Here is a 19,320-nt window from a genome sequence, read left to right as displayed (position 1 = left end):
CGAGGTGAGTGACCGGGATGACTATGCTAAGTCGCTGTGTTTGCCGCGTGATATATAACAAATATTAACGCAAAAGAAAAAACGACATGTTGCCAAAAGCCAATCGAATTCCCTATGCCATGACCGTACATGGCGATACGCGCATTGATAATTATTACTGGCTGCGAGATGACACTCGCTCGCAGCCGGAAGTCCTTGATTACCTGCATCGGGAAAATGAGTATGGCCGGAAGGTCATGACCTCTCAGCAGGCGTTACAGGACCGCATTCTAAAAGAAATTATCGATCGCATCCCGCCCAAAGAAGTCTCCGCCCCGTATGTGAAAAACGGCTATCGCTACCGTTATGTCTATGAACCCGGCTGCGAATATGCCATCTATCAACGACAATCGGCGTTAAGCGAAGAGTGGGATGGATGGGAAACCTTGCTTGATGCGAACCAGCGAGCCGCACACAGCGAATTTTATACGCTCGGCGGACTTGCCATTACGCCGGATAATACCATCATGGCGCTGGCAGAAGATTATTTATCCCGCCGTCAGTATGGGTTGCGTTTTCGTAACCTCGAAAGCGGTAACTGGTATCCGGAACTGCTGGATAACGTTGCGCCTGAATTCGTCTGGGCCAATGATTCCCTGACCCTTTACTATGTGCGTAAACATAAGAAGACCTTGCTGCCCTATCAGGTTTGGCGGCACACGATTGGCACTCCGTCGTCGCAAGATGAGCTGGTATATGAAGAGAAAGACGATACCTTTTATGTCAGCCTGCATAAAACCACTTCGCAACATTATGTGGTGATTCATCTTGCCAGCGCCACCACCAGCGAAGTGCTATTACTTGACGCGGAACTGGCCGATGCCGAGCCGTTTTCATTCTTACCGCGCCGCAAAGATCACGAATATAGTCTCGATCACTATCAGCACAAATTTTACCTGCGCTCTAACCGGAACGGTAAAAACTTTGGGTTGTACCGTACCCGCGTGCGCAATGAAAACGCCTGGGAAGAGCTGATCCCTCCGCGCGAGCATATTATGCTGGAAGGGTTTACCCTGTTTACCGACTGGTTAGTGGTAGAAGAGCGTCAACGTGGCTTAACCAGCCTGCGGCAAATTAACCGTAAAACCCGTGAAGTGATAGGCATCGCCTTTGACGATCCGGCTTACGTGACGTGGCTTGCCTATAATCCTGAACCTGAGACCTCCCGGCTGCGTTACGGCTATTCTTCAATGACGACGCCAGATACCTTGTTTGAACTGGATATGGATACTGGAGAGCGACGGGTACTTAAACAGACGGAAGTGCCTGGGTTTGATTCTGGCTGTTATCGGAGCGAACACCTGTGGATCACCGCGCGCGACGGCGTCGAAGTGCCGGTATCGCTGGTTTATCATCAGAAGTATTTTCGTAAAGGGCAAAATCCGCTTCTGGTTTACGGCTACGGATCTTACGGTTCCAGTATTGACGCAGACTTCAGCAGCAGTCGACTGAGCTTGCTGGATCGTGGCTTTGTTTACGCTATCGTACACGTTCGCGGTGGCGGCGAGTTGGGGCAGCAGTGGTATGAGGATGGCAAGTTCCTCAAAAAGCGGAATACCTTTAATGACTATCTTGATGCCTGCGATGCCTTATTAAAACTGGGCTACGGTTCGCCTTCGCTGTGTTACGGGATGGGCGGGAGCGCGGGCGGAATGCTAATGGGCGTCGCTATCAACGAGCGTCCCGAGCTTTTCCACGGCGTTATTGCTCAGGTACCGTTTGTTGATGTATTGACCACGATGCTGGATGAGTCTATCCCATTAACGACAGGAGAGTTTGAAGAGTGGGGGAACCCGCAGGACATTGAGTATTATGACTATATGAAAAGCTATAGTCCCTATGACAATGTTAAAGCGCAGGACTATCCGCACCTGCTGGTGACAACCGGATTGCACGATTCTCAGGTGCAATACTGGGAACCGGCGAAGTGGGTGGCAAAATTACGCGAGCTAAAAACGAACGATCATCTGTTGCTGTTATGTACCGATATGGACTCCGGCCACGGTGGTAAGTCGGGGCGGTTTAAATCCTATGAAGGCGTCGCGCTGGAGTTCGCCTTTTTAATCGGCCTGGCGCAGGGAACCTTATATAGCGCGTAAACGCGCGTCTCGTAACGGCTTGTGAGTGTCGTTGGCTATTATGGTGTCCCATTGCCGCGTTGCTCGCCAGCCTGAACATCCTCCAGATAGTGTTTAAGCGTCAGGCGAAGTTCCGGGCTCATATTATCAAGGTTATTAAAAAGCCAGCGCAAATAACCCGGGTCGCGTTTTGCGACTTCAGATACCGCCTTACCGCGGTATTTACCGAACGGGAAAGTGGTTAACAGCGCAGGACGGCCCGTGATATTGACCATCTCTTCCGCGGTCCAGCCGGTGGTTCGCATAATATCAATCAGCAAGGCAGCGGTGATATAGCAATCATAAAGCGCCCGGTGATGATGCAGCCCCGGCGGCGTTTGTACGCTTAACTTGCGTGATTTATAGAGTGCCATATTGCTGTATTTTATTCCCGGCCACAGGCGTCGCGACAACTTCATGGTACAGATCCACTCACCCGGCAATTCTGGTAATACGCGTCTGTCGAAACTGGCATTGTGGGCGACATACCACTGACTACCGTAATAAAGTGGTATGACATCTTCAATCCACGGTTTATCAGCGACCATGGCTTTGGTAATGCGATGTATCGCCATCGCCTGCGGCGTAATAGGGCGATCGGGACGTATCAGGTGACTCATGGGATTGACAATGTTGCCATCAATGACATCAACAGAGGCTATCTCTACGATCCCGCCCTGCAGCCCGCAGGTTTCCGTGTCTATTATCCGCAACATGATTCATTCCTCACCGAAAGACCTTAGCGTAATGGAATGATATCGCCTTGCCAACCCTCCGTTGTGCGCAGACCTGTCAGTAATAACGGACCGCTATCGGCACGAACAATAAGTTGCCCGCTTTCATCCCACAGCGAGCTACTGCCACAGGCATTGGCCATCAGTACGGCCAACGCATATTTATGCGAAAAACGTTGTAAGCGTGCTGTAGAAGCATGTAGCTCAGGATCGTTAAGGCATTGACTGGTTGTGAATAACGTAAATGACGGGTCTATATCAACCCCTTCGGGCTGCTCATCCACCACGTTGATAGCGCTTCGCTGCCTGGCAATACAGGCCCCATGACTTTTGTGAAACACGAGCGGCGACGTTATCCACGGGGCAAAAATGGCGATGCCTTTTACGAAGCGGCAATTATGCTCGACAGGCATGCCCACAATGATAGTCATACGGTGGGTATTGGCCGCATGAGTGAGCGGCTGTAAAAGCGCCTCATCAGGCGGGGCGGGCAATGGTTTATTTCTTTCGTCGCATCCTAATAGCGACAGTGACGGAAAGACCAGTAGTTCGCACTGTTGACGAGCTGCAAGCTCAATATATTCCAGATGATGGGCGACATGCTCCGCCGGCGAGGCGTTCACGGGCGCATATTGCGCAGCGGCAATTTTCCAGGATGACATAATGACTTCCTTTTCATAGTCTCTACAGCCATTCTAAAAAGCATAGGTTAAGAATCGCCTTATAATGTAGTCAACTGCATGTAAGGAAGTGTAACGTTATATAATTTTATTTAACCCTGGGTTCGTAGGGTAGCCGGGATAGGGATACGGAAGCCAGACGGTGGGCAATCAGCCGCTCGCGAAACCAGGCGCGTAGATGCTCTGGCTGTTCTCGTTCAACCGCTTCCGCTACAACCGGCATATTATAGCGCTCTTTAAATGCCACCCCGGCTGCCGCCAGGTCCACATTGACTTTATCCATTTCTGCTTGTTCAAGCTGAGCCAGATTCGTTTTCATACGCGTCTCCTTTTTTGTTGCCGCCAGAAGGTACTAAGAGTCCGTGGTAATGGCAAGATGGAAATGATCATCCTCGACTCATTGATTGTTGAAGGTTATTCTCTGTAACGTAGGCATAACAAAAAGGAATAGTGAATATGGCTTTTTCTGCACCATCGCGACGTTTAGCTTTACTTTTATTGGCATCGACATTTGCGACGCCAGCGGCCTGGGCGCATGCGCACCTGACGCATCAATACCCGGCGGCGAATGCTGCCGTCACGGCTGCGCCACAGGCGCTGACCCTGAACTTTTCTGAGGGGATTGAGCCCGGATTCAGCGGCGCAACAATTACCGGCCCTCAGCAAGAGTCCATCAAAACGCGACCGGCAAAGCGAAACGAACAGGATAAAACGCAGTTAATTATCCCGCTCGAGCAGCCGCTAAAACCCGGCACTTACACGGTAGTCTGGCATGTTGTGTCGGTGGATGGGCATAAAACAAAAGGGAAATACACCTTCAGCGTGAAATAAATGATGCTGACATTCGTCTGGATAACTCTCCGATTTATTCATTTTACCAGTTTGATGCTGGTCTACGGCTGCGCGCTTTACGGCGCCTGGCTGGCGCCAGCATCAATTCGTCGTTTAATGACGTGTCGATTTTTACATCTGCAACGACATGCCGCCGCCTGGAGTGTTATCAGCGCGGCTTTTATGCTGGCGATTCAGGGCGGGCTGATGGGCGGCGGCTGGCCCGATGTGTTTTCCGTCTCGGTGTGGAGCGCGGTACTGCAAACCCGTTTTGGCGCGGTCTGGATATGGCAAATTATCCTCGCGTTGGTCACTCTGGTGATGGTGGTCATTGCGCCGGTAAAAATGCAGCGACGGCTTCTTATTCTGACCGTTGCTCAGTTTATTCTGTTGGCAGGCGTTGGACATGCGACGATGCGCGACGGCGTACCGGGAACATTACAGCAAATTAACCATGCCCTGCATTTACTCTGCGCTGCATCCTGGTTTGGCGGGCTGTTGCCAGTGGTTTATTGTATGCGCATGGCTCAAGGACGCTGGCGTCAGCAGGCCATTAGCGCCATGATGCGTTTTTCTCGTTATGGTCACTTTTTTGTGGCGGGCGTATTGCTCACAGGCATTAGCAACACGCTATTTATCACGGGATTTACTGCCATCTGGCAGACCACCTATGGACAGTTGCTTTTGTTAAAATGTGCGCTGGTAGTGCTTATGGTGGCAATTGCGCTGACGAATCGGTATGTTCTCGTACCACGTATGCGACAGGAAAATCCCCGGGCTGACATATGGTTTGTCAGGATGACGCAAATTGAATGGGGAGTCGGAGGCATAGTCCTGGCGATCGTCAGCCTGTTTGCAACCCTCGAACCTTTCTGATGGACTGGCATAACGAATGAAAAAAATTCTACTCCCGGTGCTTCTGCTGGCAACTTCAGGCGTTGCGCTGGCGGCGCCGCAGGTGATTACCGTAAGTCGTTTTGAAGTAGGAAAAGACAAGTGGGCGTTTAATCGGGAAGAGGTCATGTTGACCTGTCGGCCAGGCCAGGCGCTCTATGCGATCAACCCCAGTACGCTGGTGCAGTATCCCTTGAATGACATTGCCGAACAGCAAGTGGCGGAAGGTAAAACGCGCGCTCAGCCTATTGCCGTCATTCAAATAGATAACCCGGCGAAGCCCGGTGAGAAAATGAGTCTGGCGCCGTTTATCGAACGTGCGGAAAAGCTTTGTGATCCATCCAAATAGCTGACTGATTTTTAATAAAAAACCGTAAACCTTCACGAAAAGGGTTACGGTTTTTTTATCTCTGATGACAAACATGGCGGCAGATTTTTTCAATCACCTTCGTCACAAACTGGAAAACCTGGCGTCGTCATCTATTCTTAAAGGGCAAGGCGACTTAGCCTGCATTAATGCCAACTTTTAGCGCACGGCTCTCTCCCAAGAGCCATTTCCCTGGACCGAATACAGGAATCGTATTCGGTCTCTTTTTGTTTTTAAATCAATAGCTTACAACGCTGAATCCGAAATTTTTCCGAATTACTGTATTCTGGCCTTTTTGGTTATATCACATCCAAATCCAGTTTAACATTTCTTTTACAGCAAAATCAGAGCATCACGTAAGCTTTATTATCGCGTTCATCGAGATAGAGTTTCGTGGTGTTCTCTGAGGTGTGGCCCAGGAGTTTTTGGGTGAATTCCTCGCGAGCTGTCAGAACGTGAAATTCGGCGTCTTATGGCGACTGCAGAGGGCTTTATTGAGGGGGAAAAGAAAAGTATTAGTACGGGCCGCAAAAAGTGCGCTACGCTGGTATGAGTTGAATTTCTGACCTCAACGAAGATCCCCAGATCATAGGGGCTTGTTTCTTGCCACTTTCAGAGGAAAGTTAATAAAACAGCGTGTTCGTTACGAAAAAACGCTATGCAATTTTCACTCTGTTCTATGCATTTTTTATTCAGTTTGTTTTGACCATATAGCCATCGAAAATAACCATCTCATGGTCGTTTCAACGTGGACGGGACCCGTCTTGTTACTGCAAGTTTAAAATGTCACCCGATTCCACAAAGTAGAAATGTCACTTACCGACTGTAACTAACTGATATTAAAATTGTCATACTGGTGTCGTGTTCGTGTCATGATGATGTCGTTGCCATAAACGGTCAGCACTGCAACAATAATCAAACCGTGATTATTTATTTCAGAGGGTATGCCATTATGGAAAGCAGAGTGAAACAACTAAGACTGGAAAGAGCCTGGTCTCAAGAAAGACTGGCTGAGTTATCATCGCTCAGCACAAGGACTATTCAGCGAATAGAAAATAATGAAGTGCCAAGTTTAGAAACACTTAGCGCATTAGCTTCCGTGTTTAATGTCAGTGTATCTGAACTTACTTCTGAGCCGCTGCCGGAAAGTATAGAGTTAGATAGTCGAATCGCAGAAGCTAAAAAACGAGTAAAAGATGAAGCTAAGTTATTAAAAAGTATAATAGTAGCTATCATTGTATGTGCAATAATGTATTTTCTTAATTATATATATGCGCCGCATAGTGATTGGCCTGTTTGGGTTATGGCTATTTGGGGCGGTCTTTTGATAGTGAAAGTATTCAAACTATTTTTTTTAGATAAGTTGCTCTTTAAATGGCAAAAAAATAGATTAATGTCTCTTACCAGAAAAAATTAGCACTGGTTCATTGGAGTCTGCCTCCTGTTTGCTAATATTGTTGATAACAGACAGGCAGGGAGATTCTATTTGTGTAAACTAGCGCTAAATTCCTCTTTGTTCAAATAATGCAATGTCGCCATTTTGGTATACTGGGGTATCAGGAATAGAATTAGCGATGTTAGATTCAGACTGTCTTCTTCCGGTTAGAGCAACTAGCTGTAACGACTCGCAATAATTCCATTTTTCAGCCCGGATTAAATGCAAATGGGCTCGCAATCAGCCATACGGACTCGCAATCCATTTTGGCTGGCTCACAATAACTGTAAATGAAAAAATTTCTCATTTGTGTCTGGATGTCGGATTTCGTTCTCACTTAGCGTGAGTCCACGTCCGATTTCAGTTGCAGTTATTGTGAACCAAAATTTGCGCTGTCTGCGAGTCGTTACAAGATAGCCGCCGGGCTGGACACCATGACGGTACCAGGTAGCGTTACGCGCTTAGAAACCGAAATTTTTGAACATATCATTACTACTCATATCGTTAGCAGGCGCACGGTTCATCGACTCCATCTGCTTGATCAACCCCAGGCTGGCACCAACAGGCCCTCCGACGCTGAAACCGACGCTACTGGAGCGGGTTTTGCTGGTGCTACTGCTGTGGGTTTGGCTACGGGTGTTACAGTTGCTTTGGTGTGTCCGTGTGAGACCATTTTTGCTGAGCTGGCTATCTTCACTTTGGGTGCAGTTTCCCTGTGACTGGCTGTGACTGCCTCCTGTGGTGTGGTTGCGGCTATCCGTGTGCCACTCGCTATAGCCTCCCGCTGGCGCGATGATGCCGACCGATGTGCCGTGGGTGGCATAGGGTGGCATGGCCATGCCACTACAGCCACCGAGCAGCAACGCGGTGCCGACGATAAAAATGATCTTACCCAGAGCGGTGTTTTTCATTGTTCCTACCTATTTCTCGTTAGTTATTTCTATGCCCTGCCCTGGCAGGGCTCGTTATTATTCATTCTTCAATTGGGAGATCAAGTTATTTTAATTAAATTGGTATTATTCTTAATGGTGTTCCTTATGGAAAAGATTAATTTGCAATGCAAATAAAGTTATATCGAATTGTCCTTTCGGGGTCATGTATTCAATCCGGTGATTATCGTTTAGAATACCGATTCTTATCGCAGGATTTATGATGGCTAAAGTCGATATGAAGTACCCGTTTTGCGCGTAAACCACACCCGTTAAAAAACATGGCTCGGGGAGTCGTAAATGGTTGCTGATACGGATAATCGTGCGAGTCACGGTGCGTAACCAGCCAAAGACTCACCGGGAGACGCCCGGCACCACAACAACCAACCGCCACTGGCTCATCCTGACAGATTAGCAGCCTTCTAAACTGTAGATACGAGGTTCGACTTCATATACCCCGTTGTTGTCCCGCTGGTCACGCGGCGGCGGTGGCTCATTGTTACAGGGCAAATTTCAGGCAGAAAAAACCCGCCAAGGGAAGAGGCGGGCAGTAAATACTGAATTTGAAATAAACAAGGAGTACATCATCACTTTTAGCAGGAGAACCGCACAATTGACTGGATCGTGCAGTTTTCTAACCTTGCCTGATTCTTATGGTTAAGTTAAACAGATAAATCCTAAACTAGTAAACCATGTAAATTATCATGTTATGGTAATGATGTTGCGGTGAATCCCGTTAGCACGGGGCAAACTGATCATATACTTCTGTTAACCAATGTCGCAGCAGACACCATAGCGGGTCATGGCAGGTCAACCAAAGGCTCACCGGGTAGCGCCCGGCACTGCAATACTCACTCATTATTTAAATCAAAGGCTACTTCGGTAGCCTTTTCTTTTTCCACTCACCCGATACCCGGATAGTTAGTCTCCCGGACAGGGGAAGTTATGATAATGGACAAAATGACCACGGGAGTGTCATACGGCGTGTCTTTTGCCACAACGCTTTATTCCGTCCTCGACTCATTTACTCCTGATGAATGGGCGGCAATTGGAATTCTTAGTGGCGTTATTTTTGGTACGCTGACATTTCTAACGAATTTTTATTTTCAGTGGCGGCGGTTAAAGATTCAGGAGCGGGAGGGGGATGGAGGTTCTAAAGAATAAAGTAAAAGCCCTTCTGGCTGGTGGCGCGGGGGCAATAGTGATAGCGGCGGTGCTTCTTGACGATCTGGAAGGCAGGCGCCACGAACCCTATCGCGATGTGGCAGTCGTACTCACAGTCTGCGACGGGCATACGGGAAAAGACATCGTTCCAGGCAAGTACTACACCGATGCGGAATGTGATGCGCTACTGAATAAAGACCTGGCACTGGTCGCAGCCCGCATTGATCCACTGATTAAGGTCAGTATCCCCGAAAGCGAAAGGGCGGCGTTCTACTCCTTTGCATACAACGTTGGTACTGGTGCATTTGCCAAATTCTCCCTGCTGAAAAGAAAGTGAATCTTCAAGAAAGAAGGGATGCCCGAGAGCAACATTTCTCACCCTGGCTGATTGCGGCTATCTACAGGGCATAGAAGCACGGCATGAGGAGAAAAAAGGAGGAAAGCTGTACCAGAGAGCAATCCAGGTTGCTAATCTGATATTAGATTTACCTACAATCAGCAAAGCCGAGTTGGTGGACAAAACTTGCTACAAAGACAGGCAAGGATCTTATGACATTGTCATAGCACTTGCTCAAGGTAGATTACTTCAACATCCAGAGTAAGTTCCTGGCTTGTCTGGTACCTAAAGGCCTCGGATTTAGTGTGACTTTTTCTTATCCACTTCATCGCGCACTCACCACGTATTTCAACCCCGAGACCATTCACAAAAGCGACCGCTGAGAACGCCATCGCAGCATGGTGCGCTCGGGTGTGGCTGTTTTGGTGAGACAGTGATCTCTTTTTTGAAGGTAATCACCATGCAATATCCAATCGTAATTGTTAATGGCGTAACCGGGAGTACAGGGAGAAGACAGAGAGTAAATGGTGAACATCCGGCATGGATGCCGGGTGTGGTCAGGTGCGCCCTGTCAGTGTCGTCCGGCAAATGCGACTGGCATGGGTTAGTTTTATACCTACCCCACAGAAATGAACTGGTAACACGCCAGATCCCGCCAGAATGCAGTATTCAGTGCCTCGGCATAATGTCCGTCACAGGCACTTTTTTCGAACGCTAAAATGAAATATATAGATTTCGGTTTGTATGAGTACTTAATAATTAAAATGTTAGACGATTGTCATAAGTACTCATCATTACCAGAGGTTAATTTGTTTTATTATTATTATGAAGATAAAAGTGTTGGTGGTGATATTTTTTAATAATGGAAATAGGTCTGGCTTATTATTAGCTGTTAAAGTTTCATGTGCGGATAGTATAGTATGAATGGTTATTCTTGACATGAGAAGAGAGGAGTCTGTGCTAGTGACTCTTTGTTGAAGTAAGTTATGATAGTTTTGTTTAACTCTAATAGAGCACGGTAGATACACAATGAATAAATGCAAGCTTCGTTCTGTTTATAAAGGTGTGAGGTGTTAATATGAAAAAGATTTTTTCTGTCTGTGCTTTGTTAATTACAGCATGGCCTTTGAGTTCGTGGGCTGAATGGACAGGAGATAGTTCTATAAACTATTATTCTGATGAAGTTATCTCTGATTTTCATGTCGGTCAGTTTAACCACAGTGCATATTTTTGCATAAAAACAGTTAAAAAATCAGGAGAAGGGACACCGATTATAGCATGTGCACTTTCACATGATTCTAAATGGATACCTTCATTTAATATTATGTTAGAACAGGCAAGGAATTTTTATATTACAGGGCACTCTATAAGAGTGTATGTTCAACCAAATGTCTGGAGCAATAAATCCTTTATAGAAGCGTTATCATCCAATGCACTTGTTGGACTTTCTTCATGTAGTACATCTGAATGTTTCGGACCTGTGAAGCCGAAGATGTAAAGTGAGTTCCTGGCTATTAAGAATGCCATCATATACGAATTTAAACTGATATAATAGTTTATTCGTAATAGTAATTCCTGCTTTTAAATATTTTTGGCTAAGCTAAGAGGAAGTATTATGAAAAAAATCACCTCTGTTTGTGCGTTATTAAGCCTCATTTGTTCTTTCAACGCCAGCGCTGAGTGGACGGGAGATTACGAAAACATTGGTTATTTTTCACACGAAGTTATCAGTGAGTTCCATGTTGGCCAGATCGATGGGGGCGCTTATTTTTGCATAAAAGCGGTTAAAGCCGATGGTAGTCGTAGTACTCCTCTTATTGCATGCTCAGTATCAAATGAGAGTGTATGGGCTCCTTCTTTTAAAGTACTCCTAGAACAAGCAAGGTATTTTTACGTCACCGAACAATCTGTAAGGATTTATTATGATCATAATGTCTGGACAAATCAACCCTTTGTAAATACATTTTCAACAAATGCCCTCGTGGGATTATCGTCATGCAGCGCAGCAACCGACTGCTTTGGCCCTGGTAAGCCTAAGAGTAAGAGGGATGTGGAACAATGAAAAAGTTAATATTACTGACCTTAATAATAGCCAGTTTTGATATCTATGCGATAGATTTTGTTTATCGTGTAGATCCAAATCCACCGGATGTTATTTTTCGTGATGGGTTCTCTCTACTTGGATATAATCGGGACCTACAGCAATTGATCAGTGGAAGATCGTGTGCTGGTGGAAGTAGTGACAGTCGTTATATTGTAACGACATCAGATATTAATAAAACATACGCTATAGCCAGAGCGTACTATTCTCATTCAAAATTCAAAGGTAATCTGTACAGATATAAAATTCGCGCAGACAATAATTTCTACAGTTTGACTCCATCCGTCAACTACCTGGAATCGCAAGGCGGTCACTTTAATGCTTATGAAAAAAGCATGATACGATTACAAAGTGAGTATGTTTCCACATTGTCTATTTTGCCGGAAAATATTCAAAAGGCTGTGGCGCTCGTTTATGATAGTTCAACAGGTCAGATAAAGGATGGTACAAGTACAATAAATACCGATTATGTAAGTATAAGCAGTGTGTCGAATCCAGGAGTGATACCTTTTCTCCCCGAGCCGCAGGCTAATACACAGCAACGGATTGATGCATTTGGCTCGTTAATAAGTTCATGCTTTTCAATTTATAGCGTGTGTCAGACACATAGAGGTCAAAAAACTGAAGTGTACAAAATGCCATTTTATGATGCAAGGCCAGTAATACAATTTATCATTTCAGGTAATTGAGGGTTAAAGTATGCTGCAAATTAAATTGAACAGACCACTGTCAGTAGTCTGTTCAATGCTGTTAATAGTTCCTGATTTCTGAACAGATTTATTATTAAAGATTAATGTTCATATGATAATGATGACACTATTCCTGCTGGTATTATAAAACATGGAAATCGGGTGATGTACTTTATTAATATTGAGAAGAGCTATCATGACTAAAGATGAAGTCTTTGCGTCTATCCTCGATAGAGAGGGCGGTTACGTTAATCATCCTGACGACAGAGGCGGTCCAACTAACTGGGGGATCACCCTGATGAGGGCGCGAGCTAATGGCTACATGGGCGATATGCGAAATCTTACTCGTGATCAAGCGTTAAAAATTCTTGAGGCTGATTACTGGTACGGTCCGCGGTTCGATCAAGTCGCCATGATATCTCACTCTGTCGCTGCTGAGCTTTGTGATACGGGTGTGAATATGGGGCCATTAATCCCGATTAAGTGGTTCCAGCGTTGGCTGAATGTCTTTAATAATCAACAAAGATTTTATCCGGATTTGATAGTGGATAGTCAGATTGGTTCGCGTACCCTATCGGCGTTGAGATTTTTCCTCTCTATCCGGGGAAGTGAAGGTGAAATGATACTTATTCTTGCGCTAAATTGTAGTCAGGGGCAACGCTATCTGGAACTGGCTGAACAGCGTCAGGCTAATGAATCATTTATTTACGGATGGATGAAAGAACGTGTTAAACTGTAGTTTTCATTAATCTGCAATATGGCTATTTGCGATGGATGCATCAATACGATTTGTGTCACTGTCGATGGAACAGTAAAGCCGTTAAGAATCATAATTGCTATTTTAAAGCATGGAGGTTTTCCATGCTTTTTTAATAACCCATCCACTTTGTTAATTTTGAAAGTCAGCCTGAGACAGTTAATCAGAGTGTGAAGTATGAGAGTCATAATATTTCCATCCAAACATCCTTACAGCAAGATACATTAATGTTCGTTTCCATTTTGGCACACCGAGTACTGTCATTCCATCCAGAAATATTAAATCGGATTCTTTTCTGTCGCGTAGTGAATAGTGGTACAGGTAGTCGTGAATGATTGCTGCTTTGGCATATTCTCCATCCGGTGGTAACAGTGACCAGAAAATACGCGGAACAGTGGCTAGATCGGTAATAAAACCGACTGGCACTTCAATTACATCATTTTTATCTTCACTGAGATAAAATCGGAATGGTTCGTAAACCCGCCATCTATAATGACCTAACATTTCCATTATTGCTGGAGTAGTAAAACAACTCATAATTTTACCTGTTATTAATCCCATGTACTGTATTATCAGGGAATACATATCGCAAAACTCTATACTGGGGAGAATTGACTATTCCTGCTGTTTACTATCTGCTAATAGATATCATGCTTAATAATATGAAAAATACATCGTTTTTGTGGATGAGTCTCTTATCCACAATGCTGTGCTTCAAACGCCACAGGATAATGATCAGAAGCGAGTTGAGGATTACGTAATGCTTCAACCCTTTGTGAATAAGGTGCTCGATCGACAATGACCCCATAATCTAAAATATTACCGCCAATTTGCGTGGGTTCTGTAGGTGCAATTATGGTTACAAGTCGTTCCAGATGCTCAGTCATCAGGTCACTTTCAAGTCTGTCTGGGGCGCGATTAAAATCTCCGCCAAGCAACCAGGATAAATGCCGCATCTGAGGTGTTCTAAAAAAATTATAGGTAACCCTGACAATAGCTGCAGCATCCGGACCTCCACTAGCCAGTGCGTGCGTCGTCAGAAAAACATCATTACCCAGTCCGATGCCAATGATGGGGCGAGATGCGACAGTTGTCGGACGCAAGACATAAACATTATCCGCTCTTCGTCTGGTAACTATTGCCAGATTCACACGGCGTGCTCCAACATCAATAGGCGAGTAGTAAATATATCTTATATCCTGACGTCTGGTGGTTCCGAGATTCCAGGTGTACTCATCAATGGGAATACCCACTCCAAAAGGCTGAATATGTCGTCCGGTACGAACCGCTGAGGTGGGAATAGCACCGGCCTCCTGGACCATAAGGATATCCACACCGGCAGTACCACTTAAAAGCTGTCTGACATTGATATTCCATTTACTTTCTGTAGATGCTGAAGATCCCTGAAGATTCCAGGTCATAACTCTGTAGTCGCTGATATTCGCGTAGGCAAAAGAAATATAGCTGCAGATAAGCATTATCAGAAGGTGAAAAAAATTCTTTTTCATCATCTACTCCCCTGTTGATTCGCTGAATTATTGACTGTTTGTTTAAATTGAATGAGATAAAAATGCGTAGATCTTGATTGTTTCATTAGTATTCGCCAGTATCATATTCGTTTTTAGAGATGTTATTCTTTACCAGGATGATGATTATATCCATAATATTATCCGTTCACAGTATTGCTGTTGATTGTATCCTGGCAATGTATGCTTCATGTTCCATACATTGCATAGGGTAGTATTCAAAGTACATCATGAAACGTAAATAAAACCGAAATAGATGTCTGATATAGAAGTGAATTTATATTTATTTAACGAAGTCAATTCTTTGTTACGGTGAGTAGAGTCAGACGATTATATGAATAATGTGCATGAAATTTAAACTTCATGCTGCTGAATTTTTCATAATTGTATCTTGATGATTTAGTTGCATAGAGAGAAGTGTCGTCCGTTCCGGTTATTCGGCCTGGATGTAGATTGGTGACGCTCAGTTTTCATTATCAGAAGACAGTGCTGATTAACGTGACGTGGGATTATCGTTCATTATGATAATGTCCATATGAGTATGTGAGTTTGATAGTGCTCTGGAGGAAGAAGCTGAATACCACAGCTCATACTATGTGGGGCATGAGCGGTAGATTGATACTTGTTCTACTGAACAATCGCCAGTTACCGTGGCTGTTACTAGTACAATACGAAAGTACAAGAGAATCCGAAACCCGCTACTTATTTGTTACTTCAAACATTTCCTCCAGCATACGGTTTAGTTTTTCACGATCGCTTTTGCTGGCGTCGCTATTCAAGCCATTCGTCTACATGGGCTTAACCTTCACTTTAGCATCGGGAAATATCTGGTGCTGGGGGTTCCCCAGAGGAGGAGGGAGATGTATTTGGTCGTGCGGATTTTGGGGCGGGAAAATGACAAACAAAACGGTCAGAAATACGTCCCAATTAAAACGTAAAGAATGATAACTAATTGAATTTATGAGAACGTAACATAACGTATTTTAGTCGTTAAAAATACTCAATTATTATGTAGTGGTCTGAATTTAAATAGGAATTTTAATGTTGACTTATTGTAGAAATCATATTTGGTCTCTTTTTATTTGTCTTTGAAATCGAAGGCGTGTTTGCCGTTACTCGACACATCCCTGTTCGGCTTTTTTCCTTATACCACGATAAAATTCTATTTAACATTTTTAAATTAAAAAAGCAGGGCATTAATAGATTATCTCAGTGGCCATTCTCGAACCCGACTCGGTTGCGGGAGCCGGGGATACGGCTCTGCGCGGCCGAACAGATTGCCTGAGGCGTTGCGTGAATGGATTATTTATCATTTCATGAGCCGAGCAATACTCCGTCTGGCGCCATCATCAGAATGAGTGTGGTGCGAAATCATTCTGCTGGTCAGGGAATACGGTTTCTGCCGGAGCCATAAAAACTGTTTTTTGCATATTCATACAGAACCGGGTGCCGTACAACAGTTCACGTAACCGATTTCTCATGCCTAATTTCACCAGTAACCGATACTTGTCTTGCCAGATTTGTCTTTCCCTTGCATTCAGCCGTCCACAGAGCGCTGACAGCCTTCCCCGGCCACGATAAACCTCCTCAAGCAGACGCTGCTGGGCCGGACTCACTCCACATGCCAGAATTTCCCTGTGCATCAGCAGTGACATGTAGGTCATCAGCCGCTTTGGGCTGTTGAATATCTGGGGGACTTCCAGAAAACCTGTCACCAGGGTCGGATATAACAGAAAATCGTCCAGCTTTTTCGTCACTTGACAACGCGTTCCGCCATACCATTGCTCTTCTTGTTTAACCCGTATAAGCATCTCCGTTAGTTCCTGCTGCTGAATTGCCGGGATATCCCCATATACCTTTAGTACCAACTGGTCACTAAAAAACAGTTCATCACTGATGACCAGGACCGGGTGATCCAGGATCGCTTGTTTCAGAGCGTAAAACAAAAAAAGATGTTCACGAGGGCGCAGACACAATACTAAGGTTGCTTCCGGTTTCCGGTGCAGTTGCTGCAACAGAACTGGCAGCGTGTACGTAATTACATACTCACACGTAGATAGTACTGACCTGACCAGATGCGCCACGGCGGTTGTTACCGGCCAGCAGTCACCATGCACGATGATCTGCCGAACCGGCATCCGGTTATTTCCTGTCATCTTCATCTTTCTCCTTTTTCAGGATTTTCCCCGCATTTCTGTTACTGCACAGCTGGTTCCACAACACATTCGCCATCGTCTTGTCGGCATTCCCGACCCTGCGCCGGGATACCGGTGGCGTTACGAGCCGTTCACGGCGAGCTGGATTGGGATTGTTAAGAACACGAATAATATAAATCTCATAGCGTAGCGCTTTATTAGGCAGAGTCTGATGGCGGCAGACACAGACTACCCGCGAAGCTTTACTTCGCAGATAGGCAATCAGGTAACTGGCCCGTCTGGCAGTAATATGAAACGCCTCTGATATCTGGTTGCGTTGGACCCAGTCCTGCTGCTGTTGGCACCAGTGCGCGACGATGATATATAAGGGCTCGCTGGCATACTGGCGGACGCTCTCTGGAATAAAGCAGGCGTCATGGTTTGACTGACCGGGATAATGCATATCGTTACCGGGCGTCAGGTACCGCTTTTTTGCGTGTGTGTTATCAGGGCACATAAAAACCTCGTCATCATAATTAACGAAAAAAGAAAGGCCTGAGGTATCATTAAATATTATTAATATGTTTATTATTTTTATGACGGTGTTCAGCCGATGGATTATTATGCTCTCCACCGGAAATAATCAGTAATATTCCACCTTAACGAGAACTTGTGCGTTGTATTTTCCGGTTAATGCCGGTTCTCCTGTGGCGGACAGTTTGACGTTATATATTTTTTTAGCATTAAAATTTCCATTACTGAATTCACCTAGTTTATTGCCAGGTAGTGACTGGGCATCAGGTGAAATGATTTCACCAAACTTAACCGGGTGATTATCCGGGTCAGTTATTGTCAGTTTCAGGCCATTTTTTGTTAGTGTGTCTTGCTTATACAGAAGAATGGAATTCCCTGAAATATATCCTCCACCCTGCAGTGTAAAAGAGACCTTTAAAGGGAGGTCCAGATAATATGTCTGTGCCCCTGTCAGTTGGGGGGTATAGCCGCCAAGGAGATTTCCGAACTGCCCGCTGTTACAGTTTGGGTTTACATCTGCAGTGACAGTAAAGTTATCTCTCCGGGAAAAAGAACTGTCCACATCTGTTGTCATTACCGGTCCAAAGTTAATGTTATTTTTATCCAGTTGGAACCTCACAAAACATGTCGGGACATACTGTAATCTTATTGCCGGAGAAGTCAGTAATGGACCACTGCCATAATTATAATAAGGTTTCAGTCTGAAAGCAGACAGCGAGGGTATCGCATAAAACCCGGGGCGGGTACTTTGTGATGGATTTCTTGACAGGGTTGCATTGATGGTCATCGTTCTCTCACCGGTACCGTCATTACCCTTATAAGAATCGCCGATCGCTACATATTCAGGGTATATCCCCCCCCCCGGGGCGGGAAAAGTCCAATGACCTACGGCCCCTCCGGAGCTATCAGTAATCGTCATTTTCAGTGTCAGCCCAAGTGATTTCAGTGAGCCAATTAAATTATGCGCATCGGCAAGAGAGACTATAGCCACTGTGTGATTGTTACTGTCCGGTACGCTACATTTATACTTAACGGTGACCGACGGGATGGGAGGAATGTCGACCATACCGGGCTGAATAGTGACAGAGGCCGGCAGCTTTAGTTGTATATCTCCCTGGCTATTGTTCCAGTCCGTACATTGCGCTGTAGCCGGAACAGGCTCTGCCGCGCTGGCAAATCCCGGCAACATGACAGAACAGAGCAGCGCCAGACATAAAAACCACCGTCCGGACCGGAGCAGCCGGCATAACATATTCCTGCCGCCACGTCTCCTGTTTTCTCCGTACATCACCTTATTCATTGATACGCTCCTGATAAGTACATCTTCCTGACGTGCAGATGAAGCGGTTCATCCGCAGCCCGCCATAGTCATCCACATTGCCCACCATTATCTGGCCAGTTCCGGCAGGCAGGACGGCATTCACCGGCAGCGATGAAAACGGGGCCACCATCGTGCCTTCCTTAAAGCCCGCCAGTTTCTGTTTCGGACTTTGTCCCAGCCAGACAAGCGTGATGTAATACGGCGTCGGATTTTTCAGCGTCAGCGACCCGCCGGCGGACTGTACCAGCAGCATCTTCTCCGGCGAGGCGTTCCCCTCCGCCGCCAGCGTGGCCGGGCGCAGGAACAGCTTCAACTGGCTCTGGGTGGCAAGCTGCAGGATATTTTTGTTTTTGTCCTCCGGCGCCGGTGGGATTTCCCTGACGTTAAAATAAAACAGGCTCTCCCGGTCTGCCGGCAGCGGGGCGGTGCCTGCATTCTCCACCCGCATTATCCTGACCCGGGATTTTTTTCCCGCATCGATGCGCTGCAGCGGCGGCAGCGCTATCAGTATATTTGTCGCTTTTCCCAGGCTGTCCTCCATCCATGACTGCGCCAGATAGGGGGCGTCGGGACTGTCGTTACTCAGCCCGACGGAGACGGCTTTTGCATCGCTGCTCATGATGATACGGGTGCGGTCAACATTGATGGCCGCCTGGCCAGTACCGGGCCCGGCAAGGACAAGGACCAGGCCGGCAATGAGCATCGCTGTCTGTCTGTTGTTCACCTTTTC

At 45.9% G+C, this 19,320-nt stretch carries 21 protein-coding genes and 2 pseudogenes; 12 read left to right on the top strand and 11 right to left on the bottom strand.

Annotated elements, in window-relative coordinates:
* Window positions 1-86 precede the first annotated feature (86 nt).
* Window positions 87-2,138 (top strand): oligopeptidase B, encoded by a 2,052-nt coding sequence (gene ptrB / locus F4V72_RS17570; protein WP_023246232.1) that lies wholly within the window; start codon window positions 87-89, stop codon window positions 2,136-2,138.
* A gap of 38 nt (window positions 2,139-2,176) precedes the next feature.
* Here the strand turns inward: ptrB and exoX are convergent, their stop codons facing one another.
* From exoX to F4V72_RS17555, 3 genes are all read right to left on the bottom strand, one after another.
* Window positions 2,177-2,872, bottom strand: a complete 696-nt coding sequence (gene exoX / locus F4V72_RS17565; RefSeq protein ID WP_136058327.1) for an exodeoxyribonuclease X — start codon at window positions 2,870-2,872, stop codon at window positions 2,177-2,179.
* Window positions 2,873-2,895: 23 nt separating this feature from the next.
* Window positions 2,896-3,552 (bottom strand): carbon-nitrogen hydrolase family protein, encoded by a 657-nt coding sequence (locus F4V72_RS17560; RefSeq protein WP_023246230.1) that lies wholly within the window; start codon window positions 3,550-3,552, stop codon window positions 2,896-2,898.
* A gap of 106 nt (window positions 3,553-3,658) precedes the next feature.
* Window positions 3,659-3,889 (bottom strand): DNA polymerase III subunit theta, encoded by a 231-nt coding sequence (locus F4V72_RS17555; protein WP_023246229.1) that lies wholly within the window; start codon window positions 3,887-3,889, stop codon window positions 3,659-3,661.
* Window positions 3,890-4,026: 137 nt separating this feature from the next.
* Here F4V72_RS17555 and yobA point away from each other — a divergent pair, with 137 nt between their 5' ends.
* From yobA to F4V72_RS17525, 4 genes are all read left to right on the top strand, one after another.
* The gene (gene yobA / locus F4V72_RS17550) at window positions 4,027-4,401 is read left to right on the top strand and encodes a CopC domain-containing protein YobA (protein ID WP_136058326.1); all 375 of its coding nucleotides are present in this window, start codon (window positions 4,027-4,029) and stop codon (window positions 4,399-4,401) included.
* Entirely contained in the window at window positions 4,402-5,277 is an 876-nt protein-coding gene (gene copD / locus F4V72_RS17545) for a copper homeostasis membrane protein CopD (protein ID WP_072158693.1), read from the top strand.
* A gap of 16 nt (window positions 5,278-5,293) precedes the next feature.
* Entirely contained in the window at window positions 5,294-5,644 is a 351-nt protein-coding gene (locus F4V72_RS17540) for a YebY family protein (protein ID WP_053528958.1), read from the top strand.
* Window positions 5,645-6,626: 982 nt separating this feature from the next.
* Window positions 6,627-7,079, top strand: coding sequence for a helix-turn-helix domain-containing protein (locus F4V72_RS17525; RefSeq protein WP_308810300.1), 453 nt, complete (start codon window positions 6,627-6,629; stop codon window positions 7,077-7,079).
* Window positions 7,080-7,558: 479 nt separating this feature from the next.
* On the opposite strand, the gene F4V72_RS17520 is transcribed toward F4V72_RS17525, so the two are convergent.
* Entirely contained in the window at window positions 7,559-8,008 is a 450-nt protein-coding gene (locus tag F4V72_RS17520) for a hypothetical protein (RefSeq protein WP_150342486.1), read from the bottom strand.
* Between the two features lie 969 nt (window positions 8,009-8,977).
* On the opposite strand from F4V72_RS17520, the gene F4V72_RS17510 reads away from it, so the two are divergent.
* The 7 genes and pseudogenes from F4V72_RS17510 to F4V72_RS17480 all read left to right on the top strand — a co-directional run bounded on the left by F4V72_RS17510 (window position 8,978) and on the right by F4V72_RS17480 (window position 13,056).
* Window positions 8,978-9,190, top strand: coding sequence for a phage holin (locus tag F4V72_RS17510; RefSeq protein WP_053529090.1), 213 nt, complete (start codon window positions 8,978-8,980; stop codon window positions 9,188-9,190).
* Window positions 9,171-9,521, top strand: a pseudogene (locus F4V72_RS17505) (lysozyme); the annotation flags it as partial. The gene F4V72_RS17510 and the pseudogene F4V72_RS17505, both read left to right, overlap by 20 nt.
* Before the next feature lie 49 nt (window positions 9,522-9,570).
* Window positions 9,571-9,792, top strand: a complete 222-nt coding sequence (locus F4V72_RS24860) for a DUF6979 family protein (RefSeq protein WP_371113465.1) — start codon at window positions 9,571-9,573, stop codon at window positions 9,790-9,792.
* Window positions 9,793-10,605: 813 nt separating this feature from the next.
* Entirely contained in the window at window positions 10,606-11,025 is a 420-nt protein-coding gene (locus F4V72_RS17495; RefSeq protein WP_072158639.1) for a subtilase family AB5 toxin binding subunit, read from the top strand.
* Window positions 11,026-11,142: 117 nt separating this feature from the next.
* Complete coding sequence (locus tag F4V72_RS17490; RefSeq protein WP_063390527.1) at window positions 11,143-11,589, top strand: subtilase cytotoxin subunit B; 447 nt, start codon at window positions 11,143-11,145, stop codon at window positions 11,587-11,589.
* On the top strand, window positions 11,586-12,317 hold the full coding sequence (artA, locus tag F4V72_RS17485) for a pertussis-like toxin subunit ArtA (RefSeq protein WP_053507859.1): 732 nt from the start codon (window positions 11,586-11,588) through the stop codon (window positions 12,315-12,317). Before F4V72_RS17490 ends, artA begins: the two co-directional genes overlap by 4 nt.
* A gap of 196 nt (window positions 12,318-12,513) precedes the next feature.
* On the top strand, window positions 12,514-13,056 hold the full coding sequence (locus tag F4V72_RS17480) for a glycoside hydrolase family 108 protein (protein ID WP_053507860.1): 543 nt from the start codon (window positions 12,514-12,516) through the stop codon (window positions 13,054-13,056).
* A 177-nt stretch (window positions 13,057-13,233) separates the two neighbouring features.
* Here the strand turns inward: F4V72_RS17480 and F4V72_RS17475 are convergent, their stop codons facing one another.
* The 7 genes and pseudogenes from F4V72_RS17475 to F4V72_RS17445 all read right to left on the bottom strand — a co-directional run bounded on the left by F4V72_RS17475 (window position 13,234) and on the right by F4V72_RS17445 (window position 19,314).
* Window positions 13,234-13,611 (bottom strand): DUF1353 domain-containing protein, encoded by a 378-nt coding sequence (locus F4V72_RS17475; protein WP_136058325.1) that lies wholly within the window; start codon window positions 13,609-13,611, stop codon window positions 13,234-13,236.
* Window positions 13,612-13,769: 158 nt separating this feature from the next.
* Window positions 13,770-14,582 carry a cytolethal distending toxin subunit B family protein gene (gene cdtB, locus F4V72_RS17470; protein WP_053529091.1) on the bottom strand — a complete coding sequence of 271 codons (813 nt, stop codon included), beginning with the start codon at window positions 14,580-14,582 and terminating at the stop codon, window positions 13,770-13,772.
* Window positions 14,583-15,298: 716 nt separating this feature from the next.
* Window positions 15,299-15,433: pseudogene (locus F4V72_RS17465) on the bottom strand (DinI-like family protein); the annotation flags it as partial.
* Between the two features lie 516 nt (window positions 15,434-15,949).
* Window positions 15,950-16,756 (bottom strand): transcriptional regulator, encoded by an 807-nt coding sequence (locus F4V72_RS17460; RefSeq protein ID WP_070789210.1) that lies wholly within the window; start codon window positions 16,754-16,756, stop codon window positions 15,950-15,952.
* On the bottom strand, window positions 16,743-17,252 hold the full coding sequence (locus F4V72_RS17455) for a CaiF/GrlA family transcriptional regulator (RefSeq protein WP_023247746.1): 510 nt from the start codon (window positions 17,250-17,252) through the stop codon (window positions 16,743-16,745). Before F4V72_RS17455 ends, F4V72_RS17460 begins: the two co-directional genes overlap by 14 nt.
* A gap of 126 nt (window positions 17,253-17,378) precedes the next feature.
* Window positions 17,379-18,569: a hypothetical protein gene (locus F4V72_RS17450; protein WP_150342485.1), complete on the bottom strand. Its 1,191-nt coding sequence runs from the start codon at window positions 18,567-18,569 to the stop codon at window positions 17,379-17,381.
* Window positions 18,562-19,314, bottom strand: a complete 753-nt coding sequence (locus F4V72_RS17445) for a fimbria/pilus periplasmic chaperone (RefSeq protein WP_024149646.1) — start codon at window positions 19,312-19,314, stop codon at window positions 18,562-18,564. The genes F4V72_RS17450 and F4V72_RS17445 overlap by 8 nt, the downstream gene beginning before the upstream one ends.
* Window positions 19,315-19,320: the final 6 nt, after the last annotated feature.

It is taken from the genome of Salmonella enterica subsp. diarizonae, assembly GCF_008692785.1.
Classification (GTDB): Bacteria; Pseudomonadota; Gammaproteobacteria; order Enterobacterales; family Enterobacteriaceae; genus Salmonella; species Salmonella diarizonae.
The sequence above is the reverse complement of the archived record's forward strand: the minus strand, read 5'-3'. Positions and strand labels throughout refer to the sequence as shown.